Below are 20,681 nucleotides of genomic sequence, written 5' to 3' on the forward strand. Positions count from 1 at the left end.
GCCAATCGGCGCAGTGGAAAAGAGGTAACAATGGAGTTTCTCGGTTCTGTCGCCGGTCTCGCGCAGATGGTGATCGGCACCATTCTGGCCAATACCGGCTCGGGCGGTTCCGGCTCCGGCTGGTGAAGCGCACATCGGATTCGGCTCGCGTTCGCGAGCCGAATCCGGGTGGCTATCTCAGACGCCGCCGCCGGCGACCGACGGTGCGCCCGACGTGTCCTTCGGAGTGCTGAGCTCGCGCCACATGAACGCCTCCAGATCGAACAGGTTCGACCCGGCGCGATCGGCGATATTGAGCAGCGTCGTCATGTGCGCGACTTCTTCGACCTGTTCCTTCAGGAACCACTGCATGAACTGCTCACCGAGGTAATCGCCCTCTTCGCGGGCCGTGCTGGCCAGCCGGATGATCTGGTCGGTGACCGTCTTCTCCTGGGCCAGCGCCAGTTCGATCGGCTCGCGGGCGGTCTCGAAATTCGACTTCGCGGCGTCGATGCCCGCGATCTCCACGCTGATGTCCCGGTCGACGAAATACTGCACGATCATCATCGCGTGGTTACGTTCTTCGACGGACTGGGCGTAGAACCGCTTGGCCAGCTGCGGGAGGTCGTTGTTGTCGAACCACACCGCAATGGCGATGTACTGATGCTCGGCGTTGAACTCATGCCGGATCTGATCTTGGAGCAGACTGTGGAATTTGCTGCGCGGGGGTTCCGGATGAATCGACATGGCCGCAACATTAGACCTGGTCAAAAGGGGTTGTCATCCCAGTGCAACCTTATTGAGGGAAGTATTTCCTAACCAAGTATTCCCTTACTGGCGCTGCCCTGCGCCCGCCATTTTCGGTGCCGTGTTGTCCACCGGGACAGCGCCGTTCAGCTCACGCCGGATGAATTCCTCGACGTCGAACAGATTGTCCTGCCGGTCCAGCACGGTGAGCAGTGTGCTCATCTCGGCCACATCGGCGACCTGCTCTTTCAGGAACCACTGCACGAATCGTTCGCCGAGGAAATCCTCGGCGTCGCGCGCCGCCCCGGCCAGCGTGCTGATCTGCGCGGTGGCGGTCCGTTCCCGGTCGAGCAGGAAGGCGATCGCGGCGCGCGGCGAATCGAACTCCGAGCGCAGCTCGTCGAGTCCGCCGATCGTCACCGCGACATCGCGGTCGAGCAGATACTGGACCATCCGCATCGCGTGGCCCCGGTTCTCAGCCGAGCGGGCGTAGGTCTGCGCGGCCAGCTGCGGTAGTCGGTGTGCGTCGAAGTACACGGCGGCGGCCAGATACTGCTGCGCGGCGGTCAGCCCGTGCCGGATCTGGTCCCGCAACAGCTCGTTGAACGATCGGTCCTCGGCCATACAACGACGTTACCGCGTCAGCAGGTCCTCGGGAATCTGTTGATCCTTGGCCAGGGCGTCGAAGAAACCGCTCGCTTTCGACTTGTCCCACAGCAGCACGTTGCCGACGTCGGTGTCGTCGAATCCGCCGATCGGCACGCTGGTGGTGACGGTGTCGCCGCGCATCGCCCAGCCCAGTGCGGCCAGATTCCAGATATGGTCGCCGTCATCGACTTTCAGCGATCCGGCCACGCCGGTGGCCATCGGCCACAGTGCGAACGGATTGGCCAGGGTGCCCATGCTGGTCGCCTTCTTCAGCAGCGCCGACATGAACATCCGCTGGTGGTTCATCCGGTCGACGTCCGCGCGCGGGGTCGCCCTGGTGCGCACGAAGCCCAGCGCCTCGGGGCCGCTCAGTTCCTGGCAGCCCGCGGGCAGGTCGAGCCCGGCCAGCGGGTCGACGATCGGTTCGTCCAAGCAGATCTCGATGCCGCCGAGCGCGTCGACCACGCCGGCGAAGCCGCCGAAGCCGATCTGGGCATAGTGGTCGATTCGTACGCCGGTGGCCTCTTCGACCGTCTGCACCAGCAGCGGCGCGCCGCCGAACGCGAACGAGGCGTTGAGCTTGTCTTTGCCGTGGCCGGGAATGCTGACGTAGGAGTCGCGCGGGAGGCTGACCATCGTGGTCGGCCCGGACGACGGGATGTGCACCAGCATGATCGTGTCGGTGCGTTCCGGGCCGGTGTCACCGCCGGTCGCCAGCTCCTGCTCCTGCTCGGTCGACAGGTCACCGCGGCCGTCGGAACCGACCAGCAGCCAGTTCGTGCCGGGTGTATCGCCGATCCGGTCGCTGTAGGAGGTGAGCGCGGGGATACGGGTCAGCGAGTTGTCCAGGTGGATCACCGCGGCGATCAGGCCCGCGATCAGCAGCACGACGAGCACCGTGAACCACCGGAAGGGATGACGCTTGCGCCGTCGTCGCGGCGGCGGGACGTGCCCGCCCGCGTCGGCGGGCGGCGGGGTGCGCCGCCGGGGCGGGACGGCGTCGTGGTGGGGGACCGGACGCTGTGTCGGCGCGTGCCTGACCTGCTCGCGATGCGGCATCGGGCGTTGCGCCGACGCGTGCCGGCGCGGGTTCACCTGCTCGTGCGGCATCTGCGAATAGGCCAGCGGCTGGTCGCCGCGGCCGTCGCGGTGCATGACCTGGGTCGGCTCGATATGCGAGGCGGGCCGCTCGCGCCGCGGTGCCGGGTTGTAGCGCACCGTCGGACCTTCGTCGGGCGCGGGCATGCGTCCGGCCTGCGGGTTTCCGCGCCGGATCGTCGGATCGTCACCGGGGGGCAGCGGGCGGCGCGGCGGATTGCCGCGACCGGCGGGCGGCGCCGCGGCAGGTCCACCGGGGCGGCCTGCAGGCGGCGGCACCCGGCGCCTACGCGGGTCATCGCGGGGATCGTCGCCGTTCATCACTGTCGAACTCTACTGATCGTCGGGGGCGCGGGTCGGTGTGTGCGCGCTCGGTCTCTACTGGATACCCCGCTCGGGTGCCCGCGTTAGCGCGAAACGCGGTGATGTGGTGAGACTCGCCGTGACACGCCGCTCACGGCAGCCAGCCGACCCGGCCGCGCAGCACGGTGTAGCCCAGGTAGGCGACCGCATCGATGGTCGCGTGCGCCAGGATCAGCGGCCACAGCCGATTCGTGCGCTGCCAGTACCGGCCGAAGATCACGCCCATCACGATGTTGCCGAGCCCGCCGCCGAGCCCCTGGTACAGGTGATAGCTGCCGCGCAGCAGCGCCGAGGCGGCCAGCGACCGGTTCTCCGACCAGCCGAGCTTGCGCAGCCGGGTGATCAGATAGGCCACCACGAGCACTTCCTCGGCGACCGCGTTCGCGCAGGCCGACAGGATCAGCACCGGCAGCCGCCACCAGTGCTCGGTCAGCGAGCTGGGCACGATGGTGACGCTCACCCCGAGCGCGTGCGCGATCAGATACAGCCCGAGGCCGGGCAGGCCGATCACCGCGGCCAGGATCAGGCCGTGACCCACATCGGCTCGCCCGATTCTGGCCAGCCCGATCAGTCGCGGCCCGATCCCGCTGCGCCACAACAGGTACAGGCCCAGCGCCGCCCAGGCGAGCAGCCGGGTGACGCCGACGAGCTGGAACAGCAGATCGAGAATCGAGTTGTCCGAGCGCGAGGCGTTCAGCGCCACCGTGCGCCCGCCGACCCCGCCGGGTGCCAGCGCCGAGTCCAGCAGGGCCAGCCCCGCGCTGATCCCGCTCAGCCCGAAGGTGACGAGCAGGACGATGGTGATCTCGACTCGGAGACCGAACCGTTCCCGCTCGCTGAGCGAGGTGTCAGGAGGATCGACGCGCATGTCGCGCAGTGTAGGCAGCCCGGGTGGCCGCGGTGCGCCGCGCCGTGACCGGATTCAGATGCGGCGCAGGCCGTTCAGAAACGGGCAGCCCGCCAGGATGCGGACGGCCTTGCTCAGCGCGTCGATGTCGTCGGCGGGCGTGGCGAAGGGCAGGCGCACGTCGTGGTCGCCCTCGTTGCTCTCCACCCGCAGGGTCAGGCCGTAGCGGTCGATGGCCAGCGGATGCACCAGGCCGCCGCGCAGCCGGGTCGGCAGGTGGCGGGCGAGCTGGGCGACGATGTCGGCGTGGTCCTCGGCCATGTGCTGGAGCCAGGCGCTCTCCAGTTCGCAGAACGGGTCGGCCGTGGCCGCGCGCAGGTCGGCGTGGTCGACCGATTCCGCGCCCGAGGTGTCGGCCAGCACCGCCGAATTCACCACGACCCGCAGCAGGGTGACCCCGTGACCGACATCGAGCAGCCCCGGATGCGGGTAGTCCTTGGCGATCTCGACCGCGAGCGTGCGCTGGGCCTGCATCGGTACCTGCCGCACCCACCCGCGCAGCCACACCAGCGCCCGGACCGGTTCGCGCAGCGGCAGCGGCGCGTGGTCGGTGAGCTCGAGCACCGCCGAGGTCTCGTTCGCGGTCGCGGCCAGCGCCGCCGCGATCGAGTCGGCGGGCACCGCGATCACCGCGTCGCCACAGCGGCGCAGGTGGTGCAGCGTGGTCGGCACCGGATCAATGCCGGGGAGCGCGAGCATCGCCGACTCCGCGTGGGCGCACGCACTGCGCACGCGCTCGGCGGTCGTCGGCGCGAGGATCGTGGTGGGGCTCGACATGACAACCTCCGCGAACTGATGATTAGGTAAACCTAAGCTAAGTTACTGGGCGGCTTCGCGCAAGAGGACACCCCAGCGAATCGTCGAACGAATCGCCTCTACGGTGGTCTGATGACGCACGACGACCACGGCGCCGACCACCCCACCCCCGCCGAACCCGTGCTGGTCACGCTCTCGACCCCCGCCCGCCGCAGTCTGGTGGCCGGCCTGGTCCGCCCACTGGGCAGCGCGCCGGCCACCGCCGAGATCGTCGACATCGACATTCCCGACGCCGAACTGGCCGCCTTCCTGGTCCGGATCGCGCACGCCGACCACGGTTTCGTCGCGCGCACCGCCAGCGCGCCTCGCGCCGTCGCCATCGTCGCGGGCACGGTCGCCGCCCTCTGCGGCGAGGACATCCCGACCGCCCTCACCACGCCCGACCTCGATTTCCTGACCGCGCTCAAGCCGCCGGCCGTCGAAGCCACCCGCACTGTTCTGCTGGCCATCGAAACCGACGATGAGCAGGCGATCCGGGACGCTCTCCTGGTGCTGGATTCCTGAGCCGGGCCGACTTCGGACAACGATCCAGCTAATCTTTCTGTGTGCCGCGTATTGCGTATTTCGGGCCGTCCGGGACGTTCACCGAGATGGCTCTGGCGAAGTTCGAGAACTCGGGGGCTTTCGACAGCCCGGTCGAGCGAGTCGCCGCGCCGAGTCAGGGCGCGGCGCTCGATCTGATCCGGTCCGGTGACGTCGACGGCGCGGTCGTGCCGATCGAGAGTTCCGTCGAAGGGTCGATCCCGGCGACGCTGGATTCCCTCGCCCTCGGACCGCGGTTGCAGATCGTCGCCGAGACCGAGCTCGAGGTGAGTTTCACGATCCTCGCGCGGCCCGGCACCACGCTCGCGCAGGTGCGCACGCTGGCGGCCTACCCGGTGGCGGGCGCCCAGGTCAGGCAGTGGGTGGCGCGGAACATGCCCGAGGCGCAGCCGTTCACCTCGGCCTCCAACGCGGCGGCCGCCGAGGACGTCGCGGCAGGCATCGCCGACGCCGCGGTGTCGACGGCGCTGGCGGGGGAGCGGCTCGGCCTGGCCACGCTGGCCGCCGGGGTCGCCGACCACGAGCAGGCGATCACCCGCTTCGTGCTGGTGACCAAGCCCGGAGTCGCCCCGCACGCCACCGGCGCCGATCGCACGTCGATCGTGCTCGAACTCCCGAACGAGCCCGGCTCGCTGATGCGCGCGTTCGCCGAATTCGCCACCCGCGGTGTCGATCTGACCAGAATCGAATCGCGGCCGACGCGGACCGCGATGGGCACCTACCGCTTCTACCTGGACTGCGTCGGCCATATCGACGATCCGGCGGTCGCGGAGACATTGAAGGCATTGCATCGCACGGCGCGGGTCCGCTATCTCGGCTCGTGGCCCGCGTACGCGGCAGTCGGAACACCGCCCCCGTCGGACGAACCTGCCGCAGAATGGTTGACGCAATTGCGAAAGGGGGTCGCTGACCTATGAGTACACGCGCGAAGCTGGTGTTGGTGCGGCACGGCGAGACCGAGGGCAACGTCGCGAAGATCCTGGATACCCAGGTGCCCGGTCTCCCGCTCACCGAACGTGGTGTGGCACAGGCGAAAGCCTTCGGTGCCGGCCTGGTGCGGGCGCCGCAGGTGCTGGTGTCGTCGGAGGCGCTGCGAGCCAGGCAGACGGCGAGCTACATCGAGGCGGCCACCGGTGCGCCCGCGCACATCCTCGACGGGCTGTACGAGGTGCAGGTCGGCGAGTTGCACGGCCGCTCGGATCAGGCGGCGCACGAGTTCTTCCAGGAGATCTACCGAGGCTGGCACCGCGGCGAACTCGATACCAGGGCGCCCGGCGGTGAGTCCGGCCGCGAGGTGATCGACCGGATCGTGCCGATCCTCGCCGGACTCCGCGAGGAATTCCTGACCGAGGACGCCGACAGCGATGTGATCGTGGTGAACCACGGCGCCGCCATGCGCCTGGTCGCGATGACCCTGGCCGGGGTGGCGCCGCCGTTCACGACGAACAACCACCTCGACAACACCGAGACCATCGAACTGCTGCCCACCGCGAACGGCGGCTGGGAGTGCCTGCGCTGGGGCAGGTTCACGCCGCCGTTCGCGCTCGAGGCCGCGCCGTCGGCCGACGACCCGATGGGCTGATCAGGCCGGGTTGTCGGCCTTTGCGCTCGGGAACTCGGTGCGGATCGGCAGCGACTCGATGAGATCGGCCACCGCCGTGCGTAGGCGCGCGTTGGTGCCGGTCGCGATGGACGACCACTTCACGCCGTCGTCGGCCACGCTGGCGGTGATGATGAATCTGCCCGCGCGCGTGTTGAACACGGCGATGTGGTTGTCCTGGATGTCGCGGGTGCCGTCACCGTAGGCGACGCCGACGATCTCGGCGTAGGAATGGATTTCCACCAGCGCCGAGGCCAGGGTCTGAGCGTCGGTGGCGGGCTTGCCGATCTTGCTCAGCCGCTCCGTGGTGGTCGCAACGTCACCGGTGTCGCCGAAGATCGGTGCGAGTTCCTCGGTGGGCGCGTTCATTCCGTACAGCTCGAGCGCTTCGGACCGGCCGAGCGCGTGCAGCACCGCGCCCGGCAGGTCGAGGCCCGCGTCGTCGATGACGTAGGACTCCGGCCCGCGCAGGGCGACGACCGCGCGGTCGTCGCCCTGCGCCAGGCAGAACCGGTTGACGTGGCCCTGGACCACCCAGCGCAGCGCGATGATCCACTGCGGCCGGTAGAGCACCCGCAGGCGCTCCGCCAGCTCGGTCTGGACCACGTCACCGAACAGCAGTTCACGCTCGGCGAGAGCGGCTTCGGCCGCCTTCATGGCGGCGTCGTGCGTCGAGACGTTGTCGTATCGGCCCATGGCGTCGAGCACCACGGGCATCTCGTCGAACTGCAGCTTCTCCAGGAGGAACTGCATGTCGTCGAGCGATAGCACGACGGCGTCCAGCAACGAACCCCCGCTACTCCCCCCGAGCACCGTCACTTGGCCGATCCGGCGAGGTCGCCGCCGATCACACCTTCGGCCGTGTACCGGCCGTCGGTGAACGCCTCGTCCGAACGGCCGTAGTCGACGCCGTTGTGCTCGTCGTCGTCCTCACCGTTGGCGCGGTTGCCCATCAGCGGGTTGCCGCCGGTGTTCGCGTTGCGCACCGGCGCGCCCTCCGCACGGGCCACGACCGACTCGGTGACCGCCGGGGCGGCGGCGGGCGCGTTGGCCGCCGGTGCGCCCCAGCCCTCGGGCAGCTTCAGCTGACCGTTGCTGAGCGAGACGTTGCCCAGACCGGCCGACGTGGTGGCCACACCGGCCGCCGCGCCGACGGCGCCGAGGCTCGCCATGGCGGGCGCCGCCATGGTCGTCGCGGGCACGGTCGACGCGGTGGCGGCCGAGATCGCCGAGGCGCCGATGTTGCCGACCGTGCTGACGCCGCTGGTGACGACGCCACCGGCGACATTGGCCGCCTGGGTGGCGGCGCTGACGACGCCCGGGTTGGTGACGAAGGCCTGCGCCGCGGCGACCGCGGTGGTCAGCGGGTCGCCACCGAAGTCGCCCTCGGCCGCGGTGCCCGCGCCACTGGCGATCGTCGGCGGCATGGAGAACTCACCGGGCGTGGTGACGGTGGCCGTGGTGGCGGCCTCGTAGGTCTCCATCACCAGCGCGGCGCGGATATCCATGGCGGTGCGGGCGACCTCGGCCGCCTCGAACGCGCCGGACACGACGCCGGGCGGGTTGGCCGAGGCGGCGACCGCGGTGTTGGTCGCGGCGATCTCGGGCAGGCTCGGCATCGCGAGCGAGGCCACGGTGTAGGCGGTGGCGTTGGCGGTGGCCTTGACTCCCATGGCCGCGGCCATGATGCCCTGCTGACCCGCCCAGGCGCCGAACGGCGCGAGCTTGGCGAGCACGGCGAGGCCGTTGACGCCCTGCAGGCCGACGCCGACCTCGGCGATCACGCGGGTGACGGTGAAGGCGGCGTCACCCCACGCCGCGGCCAGCGTGCCCCACGAGGTGGCGGCGGCCGAGATCGGAACGGCGTGTGCGCCCGCGTTGAGCGTGGTCGAGTTGACTTCTGCCATGCGCGGCAGCCAGAAGACCCCGGTGATCCCTGCGGTCATGCTTGTTTCTCCCCTGAATGAATGATCGTCGACGGATCGGGTACGACTAGACCTGGATCGCGGTGATCGCCGCGCCCTGGGCGATGTCCTCGCCGATGTTGGTGACCAGCTGCGAGCGCAGGGTCGCGGCCGCGTGGTGCAGCTCGAGGATGCCCTGGGCGACGGAGCTGTCGTGCGTGGCGGCGGCGCGGTTGAAGTGCGAGGCCGCGAGCAGCGACACCTCTTCGGCGCCGGACGGGAGCACATGGGTGGTTGGCCCGGCGAGGCCGGCGGCCACGGCGAGGCGCTCGGCGAGCAGATCCAGCTCGGCGGCAGCGGCGAGGACGATTTCAGGCGTGACGAGAACGTGTCCGACCATGACCCGACTCCTTCTGGTGGCGACTATCGGGAACCACGAGAATTCCCCCTACGAGTGATAGGACGCGAGAGCGGGTCGTTCGGTTCCATCGATTCCCCACCCTTTTTCGCTAGCCCCATCCCAGCTCATGCAACCGGTCGTCGTCAATCCCGAAATAGTGTGCTATTTCATGGATCACGGTGATCGCTACTTCCTCGACCACCTCGTCGGCGGTAGTGCAGATGTCGAGAATAGCCTCTCGATAGATGGTGACGGTATCCGGCAGCGAACCCGCGTAGTAGCTGTCGCGCTCGGTGAGCGCGATGCCGTGATAGAGCCCGAGCAGCGAGGGTTCCTCGTCGTTTCTGGCCTCGACCAGCACCACCACGTTGTCGATCGCCCCGGCCAGCTCGGGCGGGATCAGGTCGAGCGCGTCGCCGACCAGCTCCTCGAACCGCTCCGGCGACATCCGTTCCGACACGGTCACCGCGGTTGCGGCTGCGGGGGCAGCGGCGCCGCGCCGGGCAGCGGGGCGGGTGTGGAACGGCCGGTGTTCGGCGGCGGCACCGGGGCTTGACCGTCGATCAGGATCTCCCCGCGGGCCGAGCCGACGATCGGCGCGAATCCCTCACGGTCGGCGCCCTTTCCGAGCCAGCAATCCAGTTTGTGACTGCCCGCGAGCCAACTGGTCGGTTCCAGATAGTCGAAGAACAGCGTGAGCGTCTTGTTCCGGATGGCGTCGGGGCTGCCCAGATAGTCGGTGGAGAGCCGACTGCATTCGGACTCGACGTATTTGTCCTGATCGGCTTCCGAGGGCGGGCCGCCGGTGAAGTTGGCCGCCAGGTCGACGGTGCCGACGATCTCGACCGAGTGCGGCTGGGCGCAGTCGACCGGATCGGTCGGCAGGTTCTGGTTGATGCCGAGGCAGGTGCCGGTGGTGTGCACCTTCGACTGGTCCTGACTCGCGACGGCGCCGGTCGCGGCCGGGCTGGCCGAGGTCGCGGCGACCTGCAGGCCACAGCGCAGGGTGCGGTCGCCGTGCTGCCAGCCCGCCGGGCTCGGCGACATCACGTTGACCATGTACCGGCCGCGCGGATCGAAGCGTCCGCCCAGGTACTGCTGCACCGCGGGGACGCAGTGCTCGTCCCTGAGCTCGGTCATCCGCAGCGAATCGGGGTGCCGGGTGCCGCCGGCGAACTCCCGGCCGGGGTAGGCGGCGAGGTCGATCACCCCGGCCACCTCGAACAGGTGCTTGTCCTCGCAGTTCACCTTCACCAGGTCGCTGCGGTCGGACTTGGTCCAGCTCAGGCAGTCGCCCTCGTTCGCGCTGCTGAACTCCTTGTCCCTGACCACGGGCTCGGAGCCGGGCTGGTGCGCCTCCAGTCCCTTGTCGTTCTCGAAGCCGGTGACCAGCATGGTGACCATCGCCGCGATCACCGCGCCGAGGGCGGCGATCAACAGCCCCCACCGCAGTTTCGTCGCCGACAGATGCAGCGAACTGGGGACGCGGCCACGCGACGCGGATCCCTCGGCTGGTTCCCTCTGCTCATCAGACATCGCGGTCCATGTTATGGGCGGCGCGGGCGCCGCGTAGTTCGCGGCCCCGTGCGTCCCGCCGGTCAGGCACCGTTGCTTGCTCCTTCGTCGCCTATGCAACGGCACCTGACCGGCGGGACGGCCGCGAACGGCCCGGGTTCGGTCAGCCGCGCAGGGCGGAGGCGAAGATGCCGGGCAGGCGGGTCTTCTTGCCGTCGCCGTAGAAATCGGTGAGCTTGTGACCCGTGCCGGTGCCGGTCTTGTTGCTGACGAACCACGGCGGCTTCGGGCTCAGGGTGAATTCGCCGTGCAGCAGCGCGCGCGGCGCGGGCCGGAACGGGCCGCGGACCACGGTGCGCTCCACATCGTCGAGCAGGAAGGCGTTGTGTACGACGCCGATGCCGCTCTGGATGTCGTCGAGGGTGTGGCCGGGGAAGGCGCCCCAGCTCGCGCGCGGGGTCAGGAAGGCCAGGCCGGTCCAGGCGTTGAGCGCGACGGTGCCGTAGCGCAGGTCCTCGATCGCGGTGTCCAGCGCGCCGCCGAGCTCCTTGATCGTCGCCGGGTGCGCGATGATGTTGGCGCCGAGCGTGCCCATCAGTTCGTCGTTGGCGAAATCGACCGCGTTGCGGAGGAATTCGTTACCGGTACCGGTCAGCTCGACCACCCCGAGGACGGGGGAGAAGTACTCGGTGCGCAGCAGCGGGGTGTCACTGGTCGGCAAGTGCTCGACCAGCACGCGGCCGTTGGCCCGCTCCGAGCCCGGGTACGCCGACACAGCGCCCGCCACCCGGCCGTCGCTGCCCGGGTAGTAGGCGGGCCGCGCGGGCGCGCTGTCGATCGCCGTGCGCAGTTCGGTGAGGAACGCCTCCTTGAGCGGCCAGTCCGCGCTGAGCACCACGGTCTGGGCGGCGACGCAGTTGTAGCCGCCGTTGTGCAGCCGTTGGGTCGCCACATGCTCGGCCTGGAACTTCAGGTCGGCGGCCGACCAGTCGCCCGGCACCACGATGCACGGCGCGACCCCGCCGAGTTCGCTGGTAATCGGCTTGTCCAGCGCGGGCTCGCCGGTCTTCTTGCGCTCGGCGCCGGCCTCGCCCGGCCCCCACACGATCGCGTCGTGGGTGGGCGCCCCGCCGGTCATGTGCACGTGCGCGACCTGCGGATGGGTCACCAGGTAGCCGCCCTCGGGCGCGCCGCCGGTGAGGATGCGGACCACGCCGAGCTCGATGAACGGCGCGAAGATCGCCTGGAACACCGGCAGCAGCGGATCGGTGATCGGGTTGAGCTTGAGCGCGACGACCCGATTGTTGGCGTAGAGCTCGTAGAGGGTGTCCAGCGGCGCGATCGACATGATGTTGCCCGCGCCGAGCACCGCGCCGACGCCGCCGGTCGCGGCCGGTTCGAGCTGGGCCAGCCCGGCCTTGCGCCGCGCGGTGGCCGCGTCGACGCCGGGGCGCAGCCAGACGTCGGCGCTGAAGCCGCTGAGCAGCAACTTGTCGTAGACGCCGTGCGGCAGCGCGGGCACCGAGACCCGCCCGCCGGGGGCGGTGCCCAGGTCGACACCGTCGAGCGGGCTCGCGCCACGCTCGAGCGCGCCGACCGACTCGGCCAGCGCCTGCGCGCCCGCCAGCATCGTCATCGGTCCCGACATCCACTCCTCACCGACGAGCGGGCTGTCGGCGGCGAGCTGTTTGATGGTGCGGGCCGCCGCGACCCACGCCTCGGCGTTGGCGGCGGTGAGCGTATGGAGTTCCTCGAGCAGCTCGCGGCGACGGCGCAGGTCGGTCGCGGCCCAGGTCTTTTCTCCCTGTGTGAGATCAGCGAGCGCGTTGTCGATGACGGCGGTGTCGAAAGTAGTACTCACACCGCAACTATGCTCCTGTTCGGCCCGGAAGGCATAGGCCGTGGGATTAAGAGTTGCGTAAACTACTAGGCTGTTTTCTCATGATCGACCTCCGATTCCTGCGCGAGAACCCGGAAGCCGTCCGAGCCTCGCAGCGGGCCCGCGGTGAGGACCCCGCACTCGTCGACACCCTGCTCGAAGCCGACGCCGCGCGCCGGGCCGCCGTGGCCACCGCCGACACGCTGCGGGCCGAGCACAAGGCGATGGGCAAGGTCATCGGCAAGGCGAGCAAGGACGAGCGCCCGGCGCTGCTGGCCGCCGCGACCGACATGTCCGCCAAGGTCAAGGAAGCCGAGGTCGCCCAGAACGCGGCCGACGCCGACCTCGACGCCGCGCACCGCGCCATCTCCAACGTGGTGCAGGACGGCGCGCCCGCGGGCGGCGAGGACGACTACATCGTCCTCGAAACGGTCGGCACCCCACCGGAGTTCGACTTCGAGCCGAAGGATCACCTCGAGCTCGGCGAGTCGCTCGGCTTGATCGATATGGAGCGCGGCGCCAAGGTGTCGGGCTCGCGGTTCTACTTCCTCACCGGCGCGGGCGCGCTGCTGCAGCTGGGTCTGCTGCAGCTGGCCGCGCAGAAGGCCGTCGCCAACGGCTTCACCATGATGATCCCGCCGGTGCTGGTGCGCCCGGAGATCATGGCCGGTACCGGCTTCCTCGGTCAGCACTCGGCGGAGGTCTACCACCTGGCCGACGACGATCTGTACCTCGTCGGCACCTCGGAGGTGCCGCTGGCGGGCTACCACGCCGAGGAGATCCTCGACCTGAGCGCGGGCCCGAAGCGCTACGCGGGCTGGTCGTCGTGTTTCCGCCGCGAGGCCGGTAGTTACGGCAAGGACACCCGCGGCATCATCCGCGTACACCAGTTCGACAAGGTGGAGATGTTCGTCTACACCACCCCCGAGCAGGCCGATGCCGAGCATCAGCGGCTGCTCGCGTGGGAGCGCGAGATGCTGGCCGCGATCGATGTGCCCTACCGGGTCATCGATGTGGCCGCGGGCGACCTGGGCAGCTCGGCCGCGCGCAAGTTCGACTGCGAGGCCTGGGTGCCCACCCAGCAGACCTACCGCGAGCTCACCTCCACCTCGAACTGCACCACCTTCCAGGCCCGCAGACTCTCGGTCCGCTACCGCGACGAGAACGGAAAAGCGCAGGTCGCTGCCACGCTGAACGGCACGCTGGCGACCACGCGCTGGATCGTGGCGATCCTGGAGAACCACCAGCAGGCCGACGGTTCGGTGCGCGTGCCCGCGGCGCTGGTGCCCTTCGTCGGCACCGAAGTGCTCAAACCGTAGAGTGCTTCACTGTTTGCTGGACTCCCATTTGGTGGATGTGGCAAACGCCCTGACCGAACAACATCTAGGCTGGTGCTCGTGCGAGGAATCGGGGCGCGCGGCGATACCCGAACCCGGGTGCGGGCGGCATCGGCGTTGGCGACGGCAAAGGTCATGGCCAGGACAACGGGGGCGTTCTACGTCCTCGGTGGTGTCCTCGGCCTGACGATCACTGCCATCGCACCGGGTGACGACGGTAGTCGGCTGCTGGTCGGTACGGCGGCGGCGGTCGCGCTGGTGCTCGGCCTGACGCTGCTGGCGTGGGGTCCGCGGATGCCGCACTCCCTGCACCACCTCTACCTGGCGACCGCGACCGTCCTGGTGACGATCGCGGTGCACTCCTTCCCGAACCTGGTCGGCGGCATCACGCTGGCCTCGTTCTACGTGTTCGTCGCCTGTGACGCCGCGCTGTTCTTCGCGTGGCCGCAGGCCGCGGCGCACATCGGCTTCGCGATGGCGCTGTGCCTGTGGGTACTGCCCGACCGTGGGCTGCCCTGGTGGTCGGGCATGATCCCGGCCGGTGTCACCTTCGGCGCGGGCGTCGTCGTCGGCATCCTGACCAGGATGGCCTCGGACGCCGATATCGATGTGCTCACCGGTCTGCTGAACCGCCGGGGTTTCGAGAAGCAGCTCAACCCCGCGATCGATGCGGCGGGCCGCGGCGGTCAGGGCCTGGCCCTGGTCCTGGTCGACCTGGACCGCTTCCAGAAGATCAACGATCACCTCGGCCACCGCGCCGGGGACGCGGTGCTGCAGCGGGTCGCCGACACCTGGCTCGACCTGCTCGCCCCCGATCAGGTACTGGCCCGCTTCGGTGGCGACGTCTTCGCGCTGCTGCTGCCCGGCACCACCGAGCAGTCCGCGATCCTGCTCACCGAGAAGCTGCGCGCCGCGGTGACCATGGGCTGTTCGGCCGGTGTCACCTCCTGGCAGCCCGGCGAGTCCGGCTCGCTGCTGATCAGCCGGGCCGATGTCGGCCTGTACCGGGCCAAGCAGGCCGGCCGCAACCGTACGGTGCTCGAGTCGTCGCGGCAGCTGCCGCTGGCGGTGGAGCTGCGCGAGGCGATCGACCGCGGCGCGCTCGACGTGCACTATCAGCCGATCGTCAGCCTGTCCGAGGACGGCGGGCAAGCCGTCGGTGTCGAGGCGCTGCTGCGCTGGTCGTCCAACGCCCAGCCGGAGGTCACCACCGAGGGCCTGATCCGGGTGGCCGAGGAGTACGACCTCATCTCCGACCTGGACGAGCTGGTCCTGCGCCGCGCCTGCGCCGACGCCGCCCGCCTGCAGGAGAGCTTCGCCTCGCTGGATCTGACCCTGAACGTCAACGTCTCCGGCCTGGAGCTGGCCGAACCCGATTACGCCGAGCGGGTCGCGACCATCCTCAACGACAGCGGCTGGCCCGCCGACCAGCTGGTCCTCGAGGTCACCGAGAGCGAGCTGGCCGCCGAATCGCAGACCGCGATCACCAACCTGCACACCCTGCGCGACCGTGGCGTGCGCATCGCCATCGACGATTTCGGCACCGGCTACTCCTCGCTGAGCCGCCTGGCCACCATCCCCAGCGACATCCTCAAGGTCGACCAGTCCTTCGTCGCCGCGATCCGCTCCGACTCACCGGCGCCGCCGCTGCTCGGCGTGATCGCCGCGCTCAGCAAGTCGCTGGATCTGCAGGTCATCGCCGAGGGTGTGGAGACCGAATACCAGGCGGCGGTGCTCACCGAGCTCGGCTTCGCGCTGGCCCAGGGCTACCACTACAGCGACTCGCATCCGGTCTCGGAACTGATCAACGACCTCAACGACGCTCAGGCGCGCCCCGGCACCACCGACGACGACGATTCGCTCTCGGCGAGCGGCTGGATCCCTCTCGGCTAATCGCTTGACGGACCGCCCGCGCGCGGCGAACCATGGACGCATGCGAATGCTCATCTACCGCTGTTGACCTTCGGAGCGCTACCGGCGCGTCGCGGCGGTGGTGGCGCGCTTGACCGGTGAACCGGTCGGCGTGCGTGGTGTCGCGGTTCGGGCGGTCCTGTTCAAGGGCACGCGCGATCTGCTGCCGATCTACGCGCTCTACGGCGTGCTGTTCGCCGATCACGGCCTGAGCACCGCGCAGATCTCGCTGCTGCTCGCCCTCTGGTCGGTGACCGCGTTCGTGCTGGAGGTGCCCTCGGGTGCGTGGGCCGACACCGTCTCCCGCCGGGCGCTACTTGTCCTGAGCTGTCTGCTGCAGGCATCCTGCTTCGCGCTGTGGATGCTGGCCCCGTCGTTCCTCGGTTTCGCCCTGGGCTTCGTGATCTGGAGCGTCGCGTCGTCGCTGGAATCGGGCACGTTCGAGGCACTGATCTACGACGACCTCGTCGCCCGCGGCGAGCCGTCGGCCTATGCCTCGATCATCGGCTGGGCGCGCGGTGCCCAGGAAACCACGGTGCTGGTGGCGATCCTGGTGGCCGCCCCGCTCTTCACGCTCGGCGGCTATCCGCTGGTCGGCTGGGTCAGCGTGGGCATCGCCCTGCTGCACACGCTGACCGCGGTGGCGTTGCCGAGCGCGCCGGTCGCCATCTCCGCGACCGCCGTCGACGACCTCGACGACGAACCCCCGGCCCCCGGCCCGCACCAGGTCCCGGGTGCGGCTCCCGGGCACCCACGCTCGACAGCCCCCGGCGAAGCGGCCCGCGCCGGTAGCGCAGCGGCCCACATCGAAGACGCGGCCCGCACCGAGACAGACGACCCCGCCGACCACGGGGTCGCGCCGGACGACACCCTCCCGGACACCGCGGTTGCGGCTGAGACGCCCACCGGCCCGGCGCGATACCTGACCATGCTGCGCACCGGCACCGCCGAGGCGTTCCGGGTTCGCCGGGTGCGCCGGGGCGTGCTGCTGGGCGCCCTGCTGTACGGCGTCACCGCCTTCGACGAGTACTTCGGTCTGCTCGCCGTGTCCGGCGGCGCGTCGACCAGTGCGTCCGCGCTGCTGGTCGGCGTGACGGTGGTGGGCTCGCTCGCCGGATCGCTGCTGGCCGGTCGGACCGAACTCGTCCCGGCGCGCTGGCTCGCCGTGGCGCTGTTCGCCGCTGGCCTGCTCTTCATCGCGGGATCGCTGGCGGTGGGCGCCGCGCTCACGGTGGGGCCGGTGCTGTTGTGGGCGGGGTTCGTCGGGATCGGCGTCGCCTATGGTGTGGACTTCGCCGTCGAGGTGGTGGCGGGGGCGCGGTTGCAGGCGGCCATCGCGGGCCCGGCTCGCGCGACCGTACTGTCGTTCTCCGGGCTGCTCTCGGAGATCGTGGCGCTGTTGGTGTTCGGCTTCGTCGCAGCGGCCACCCAGTGGCTGCCGATGTCGACCACGATCGCCCTGCTCGGCACGGTGCTGCTGGTGACCGCCCTGCTCACCCCGAGCTGGTTGCCGCCGCGCGTCGAGGACTAGTTACCACCGCAGCATCGGCAGCGGTCGCGCCGGATGCCGCACTCCGTGCCGCAACGCGCTGCGCACCAGAAACCCGTGGAACCCGCGATAGGGGAACCGCCCGACCACCGCGCGGACGAATGCCGAGTCGAGCCCGCTGCGGAGCAGACCGTGGCTGACATCGACCCGATCGGCGATCCGGAACGTCTCCACCAGCCGGTCGGTGCGCGGCCGCACGCCGTGATGGTCGAGCACCATCGTGCGCGCCATATCCGGTTCCGCGATCCCGAGTTCGGCGGCGAAACCGTCGACGAGCGCCGCCCGGTGCCGTCGCAGCACCACCCCGATCACCGGATGCGACACCACCGCGACCTCTGACATCGTTGCCACCCCTGACGATTCCGGACGACGGCACCGGGCCGGGTCTACTGTCGAAGGCTACGGCGGAGCTGGCGAAAGGGCACGGTGGTCGGGCGCAACGGACTGGGATTGGTCTTCGGATTCTGCATCGGCGCCGGTGTCGCCGTGCAGGGCCGGATCAACGGCGCACTCGGCGCCGAGCTGGGCGACGGCGTCGCGGCCGCCACCATCAGCTTCGCGACCGGTCTCGTCGCCCTCCTGATCGCCCTCGCGGTCAGTCCCCACCTGCGCGTGGGTCTGACACAGGTGCGGACTGCCGTGTCCGCCGGGGAGTTACGGCCGTGGCAGCTGCTCGGCGGGCTGTGTGGAGCGTTCTTCGTCGCCGGTCAGGGCCTCACGATCGCCGCGATCGGCGTCACCGCGTTCACCGTCGCGGTGGTCGCGGGCCAGCTGCTCAGCAGCCTCGTCGTAGACCGGCTCGGCCTCGCCCCCGTCGGCCGCACCCCGATCACCCGATGGCGGGTAGTCGGCGCGATCCTGGGCATCGGCGGCGTACTCCTCGGCGCGGGCGGTCATTCCGCGACCGCGACCGCGGTGACCGGCCTCCCCGACATCCCGCTGCTACTCATCGCCATACCCGCGCTCGCGGGAATCGGCCTGGCCTGGCAGCAGGCCGTGAACGGCCGGGTCGGCGCCGTGGGCGGCCCGTTCTCGGCGACCCTGGTGAACTTCGCCGTCGGCCTGGTGGCCCTGTGCCTGTTCGACGTGTTCACCCTGATCACGACCGGTCTGCCGGAGCGATTTCCCACCTCCCCCTGGATGTATCTCGGCGGCCTGATCGGCGTGGCCTTCATCGCCCTGGCCGCTTACACCGTCGGCCTGATCGGCGTCCTGCTGCTCGGCCTGACCTCCGTCGCGGGCCAGCTCGTCGCCGCACTGATCCTCGACGCCGTCGACGGAAGACTTTCCACCGCAGCCGTTCTCGGCTGCCTCGTCGTCCTTGCCGCCGTACTCGTAGCCAGCCGCGCCCAGGCCTCGGCCGATCGCTGACGGGCCGGTCGGCCTGGGCCGCCGGTCGTGCCTCGGCCCAGACTCGACGTCGAGCTGCGCCCGCGGCGTCGTCGGCACCGGCCCGCCGTCACGACGGCTGCCCGATCGGCGCGGGTGTTAGGTTGCTCGCGAACGAACCGGGCCGCCTGATCGAGGTGGGCTCGCCCGCCGTGGCGGGAGTGAAGTGGGGGAGTGCCGAAGTGATCGAACCGTTGGCGCCGGGCGAGCAAGCGATGATCGGCCGATATCGGATCCGGGGTGTGCTCGGTGCGGGCGGCATGGGGCGGGTCCTGCTGGCCACGGGCCCGGATGGACGATTCGTCGCGATCAAGCAGATCCACGCGCACCTGCTCGACGACCGCGAATTCCGGGCCCGCTTCGAACGCGAGGTCGCCATCTCCGCCCGCGTCTCCGGCGCCTTCACCGCGGCGGTCGTCGATTTCGACACCAGCGGCGAAACACCGTGGCTGGCCTCGGTATTCATCGCCGGTGTGCCGCTGGACCGCGCTGTCCGCGAACTCGGCCCGCTGCCGGTCCCGGCGCTGCGCACTCTCACCTCCGGTCTCGCTTCGGCCCTGCACTCCATCCACGCGACCGGCCTGGTGCACCGGGATCTCAAGCCCGCCAATGTGATCCTGGCCGCCGACGGGCCACGGGTGATCGATTTCGGCATCGCCCAGGCCGTGGGTGCCGGGGCGCTCACCGAGGTCGGCGCGGTCGTCGGCTCGCCCGCGTACATGTCACCGGAGCAGGCCATGAGCGAACCGGTGACCTCGGCCGGCGACGTCTTCTCCCTCGGTTCGCTGCTGTGCATGGCGGCCACCGGCCAGAGTCCGTTCGCCGCCACCTCCGCGCCGTACACCCTGTTCAACATCGTCCACAGCGAGCCCCAGCTCGATCAGGTCCCCGCGCCGCTGCGCGAGCTGATCGCGGGTTGCCTGAACAAGGATCCCCAGGCCAGGCCCACCCCCGCGCAGATCCTGGACTACCTCGGCGTCCTCCCGGTCCAGGCGCACCCGTGGCCCGCGCCGGTCCACACCGAAATCGCCGATCAGACCCGGAATCTGGTGGCGCTGACCTCGGATCCCGAAGCAACCCAGATCATTCCGGCCGACCTCGCGAGCCCCCGGCCACCCACCGCGACACCGGCCGCCGAACCACCCCGGAAACGCCGCACCGCACTGCGACTCGGCCTCGCCGTGGCGGTGGCCGCGGTGCTTGTCGCCGGGCTCACGGCGGTGGTGTTGCGCGGTGGCGAATCGGCACCCCCGATCGCCACGCCGACGGCCACTCTCCCCAGCATCGATCAGCTGCGCGGCGTCGACACGTGCGCCTGGCTGCCGCAGGCCCTCGGCCCGATCCTGCCCGCCTCGGCGGCGGTCAAAGCGTCCACCGATGTCTCGTCCTGGCGCTGGCAGCCGACGTCGAGCTGGGGCTGTGACGGCAGCTCCGGCGGCGCGCGGGTCGCGGTCGAGATCGGCGCCCCACTCGACGGATTCACCTCCGGCGCGGCGGTGATGAACGGCTACGCGGTGGCCCGCCGAGGCGACGACTGCGCCTTCGCGATCGAGGGCGAGCGCTGGGGCATCACGGTGGACACCTTCGCGCGCGACGAGTGCGCCCTCGCCGACCACGTCGTCGACCGGCTCACCGCCTCGCTCGGGACCCTGCGCGCCGATCCGGCCGCGGCGAAGTCGCTGGCCACGGTCGATCCCTGTGCACTGGTGGACAATTCGGCCTTCGCCGCACTCGGAACACCGGTCGCGAAGTCGGCGCACAGCTGTGAGTGGCCGGGAGCCACCCCGGTGCGGATCACGCTCTCGCAGCCACGCCAGCAGCAGACCTCGGCCGAAGACGAGCTGATCGATATCGGTGACGGCATCCTGGTCGAGGACTCCACATCGTCGATGAACTCGACGACCGAATGCCGTCGGCTGTACCGATTCCGCAAGGTCGGCCAGACCTTCACCGAGGTGGTCGAAGTGCTCGCCGCCGACCCGAAGCAGAACAGCACCGGGCTGTGCGCTCTCGCAGATACGCTCGTGAAGCAGGCTGTCGGCCGGTTGCCCGCGCGGTAGCGGCCCGCGGGGGCGGGTGATAGTTTCACGGCAGAG

General features: G+C 70.1%; 20 protein-coding genes. 8 read left to right on the forward strand and 12 right to left on the reverse strand.

The features are described from left to right. Positions 1 to 177: 177 nt before the first annotated feature. From NV348_RS16680 to NV348_RS16700, 5 genes are all read right to left on the reverse strand, one after another. Positions 178 to 726: a ferritin gene (locus NV348_RS16680; RefSeq protein ID WP_447147699.1), complete on the reverse strand. Its 549-nt coding sequence runs from the start codon at positions 724 to 726 to the stop codon at positions 178 to 180. An 84-nt stretch (positions 727 to 810) separates the two neighbouring features. After that, positions 811 to 1,350: a ferritin gene (locus NV348_RS16685; RefSeq protein ID WP_447147700.1), complete on the reverse strand. Its 540-nt coding sequence runs from the start codon at positions 1,348 to 1,350 to the stop codon at positions 811 to 813. 9 nt (positions 1,351 to 1,359) lie between these two features. After that, on the reverse strand, positions 1,360 to 2,793 hold the full coding sequence (locus NV348_RS16690) for an LCP family protein (RefSeq protein WP_447151063.1): 1,434 nt from the start codon (positions 2,791 to 2,793) through the stop codon (positions 1,360 to 1,362). A 133-nt stretch (positions 2,794 to 2,926) separates the two neighbouring features. Then, a complete protein-coding gene (locus NV348_RS16695) occupies positions 2,927 to 3,703 on the reverse strand; it encodes a CPBP family intramembrane glutamic endopeptidase (protein ID WP_447147701.1) in 777 nt (258 codons plus the stop codon). Between the two features lie 54 nt (positions 3,704 to 3,757). Further along, the gene (locus NV348_RS16700; RefSeq protein WP_447147702.1) at positions 3,758 to 4,519 is read right to left on the reverse strand and encodes a DUF2470 domain-containing protein; all 762 of its coding nucleotides are present in this window, start codon (positions 4,517 to 4,519) and stop codon (positions 3,758 to 3,760) included. A gap of 111 nt (positions 4,520 to 4,630) precedes the next feature. Between NV348_RS16700 and NV348_RS16705 the strand changes: the two genes are divergently transcribed. From NV348_RS16705 to NV348_RS16715, 3 genes are read left to right on the forward strand one after another with little or no spacing between them, the layout of a single operon-like run. Beyond that, complete coding sequence (locus NV348_RS16705; RefSeq protein ID WP_447147703.1) at positions 4,631 to 5,062, forward strand: hypothetical protein; 432 nt, start codon at positions 4,631 to 4,633, stop codon at positions 5,060 to 5,062. A 41-nt stretch (positions 5,063 to 5,103) separates the two neighbouring features. After that, on the forward strand, positions 5,104 to 6,018 hold the full coding sequence (pheA, locus tag NV348_RS16710) for a prephenate dehydratase (RefSeq protein WP_447147704.1): 915 nt from the start codon (positions 5,104 to 5,106) through the stop codon (positions 6,016 to 6,018). After that, positions 6,015 to 6,683: a histidine phosphatase family protein gene (locus tag NV348_RS16715; protein ID WP_447147705.1), complete on the forward strand. Its 669-nt coding sequence runs from the start codon at positions 6,015 to 6,017 to the stop codon at positions 6,681 to 6,683. Before pheA ends, NV348_RS16715 begins: the two co-directional genes overlap by 4 nt. Here the strand turns inward: NV348_RS16715 and NV348_RS16720 are convergent, their stop codons facing one another. The 6 genes from NV348_RS16720 to NV348_RS16745 form a co-directional block, all read right to left on the reverse strand. Then, positions 6,684 to 7,520, reverse strand: coding sequence for an ESX secretion-associated protein EspG (locus NV348_RS16720; RefSeq protein WP_447147706.1), 837 nt, complete (start codon positions 7,518 to 7,520; stop codon positions 6,684 to 6,686). It lies immediately after the preceding gene. Continuing rightward, positions 7,517 to 8,647, reverse strand: a complete 1,131-nt coding sequence (locus NV348_RS16725) for a PPE family protein (RefSeq protein WP_447147707.1) — start codon at positions 8,645 to 8,647, stop codon at positions 7,517 to 7,519. Before NV348_RS16725 ends, NV348_RS16720 begins: the two co-directional genes overlap by 4 nt. A gap of 46 nt (positions 8,648 to 8,693) precedes the next feature. Next, a complete protein-coding gene (locus NV348_RS16730; RefSeq protein ID WP_355283715.1) occupies positions 8,694 to 9,005 on the reverse strand; it encodes a PE family protein in 312 nt (103 codons plus the stop codon). A 109-nt stretch (positions 9,006 to 9,114) separates the two neighbouring features. Then, the gene (locus NV348_RS16735; protein WP_447147708.1) at positions 9,115 to 9,453 is read right to left on the reverse strand and encodes a metallopeptidase family protein; all 339 of its coding nucleotides are present in this window, start codon (positions 9,451 to 9,453) and stop codon (positions 9,115 to 9,117) included. Positions 9,454 to 9,467: 14 nt separating this feature from the next. Then, on the reverse strand, positions 9,468 to 10,541 hold the full coding sequence (locus NV348_RS16740; protein WP_447147709.1) for a septum formation family protein: 1,074 nt from the start codon (positions 10,539 to 10,541) through the stop codon (positions 9,468 to 9,470). A 142-nt stretch (positions 10,542 to 10,683) separates the two neighbouring features. Then, positions 10,684 to 12,381 carry an aldehyde dehydrogenase family protein gene (locus tag NV348_RS16745; protein ID WP_447147710.1) on the reverse strand — a complete coding sequence of 566 codons (1,698 nt, stop codon included), beginning with the start codon at positions 12,379 to 12,381 and terminating at the stop codon, positions 10,684 to 10,686. An 80-nt stretch (positions 12,382 to 12,461) separates the two neighbouring features. On the opposite strand from NV348_RS16745, the gene serS reads away from it, so the two are divergent. From serS to NV348_RS16760, 3 genes are all read left to right on the forward strand, one after another. Further along, the gene (serS, locus tag NV348_RS16750) at positions 12,462 to 13,718 is read left to right on the forward strand and encodes a serine--tRNA ligase (protein WP_447147711.1); all 1,257 of its coding nucleotides are present in this window, start codon (positions 12,462 to 12,464) and stop codon (positions 13,716 to 13,718) included. Positions 13,719 to 13,796: 78 nt separating this feature from the next. Further along, a complete protein-coding gene (locus NV348_RS16755) occupies positions 13,797 to 15,629 on the forward strand; it encodes a putative bifunctional diguanylate cyclase/phosphodiesterase (RefSeq protein ID WP_447147712.1) in 1,833 nt (610 codons plus the stop codon). 100 nt (positions 15,630 to 15,729) lie between these two features. Then, positions 15,730 to 17,178, forward strand: a complete 1,449-nt coding sequence (locus NV348_RS16760; protein ID WP_447147713.1) for an MFS transporter — start codon at positions 15,730 to 15,732, stop codon at positions 17,176 to 17,178. Here the strand turns inward: NV348_RS16760 and NV348_RS16765 are convergent, their stop codons facing one another. After that, positions 17,179 to 17,538 carry a hypothetical protein gene (locus NV348_RS16765; RefSeq protein ID WP_447147714.1) on the reverse strand — a complete coding sequence of 120 codons (360 nt, stop codon included), beginning with the start codon at positions 17,536 to 17,538 and terminating at the stop codon, positions 17,179 to 17,181. A 108-nt stretch (positions 17,539 to 17,646) separates the two neighbouring features. On the opposite strand from NV348_RS16765, the gene NV348_RS16770 reads away from it, so the two are divergent. Both NV348_RS16770 and NV348_RS16775 read left to right on the forward strand, forming a co-directional pair. After that, the gene (locus tag NV348_RS16770) at positions 17,647 to 18,567 is read left to right on the forward strand and encodes a DMT family transporter (RefSeq protein ID WP_447147715.1); all 921 of its coding nucleotides are present in this window, start codon (positions 17,647 to 17,649) and stop codon (positions 18,565 to 18,567) included. A 200-nt stretch (positions 18,568 to 18,767) separates the two neighbouring features. Beyond that, a complete protein-coding gene (locus tag NV348_RS16775; protein WP_447147716.1) occupies positions 18,768 to 20,645 on the forward strand; it encodes a serine/threonine-protein kinase in 1,878 nt (625 codons plus the stop codon). Positions 20,646 to 20,681 lie beyond the last annotated feature (36 nt).

The sequence above is a fragment of the Nocardia fodinahabitans genome (assembly GCF_052983615.1).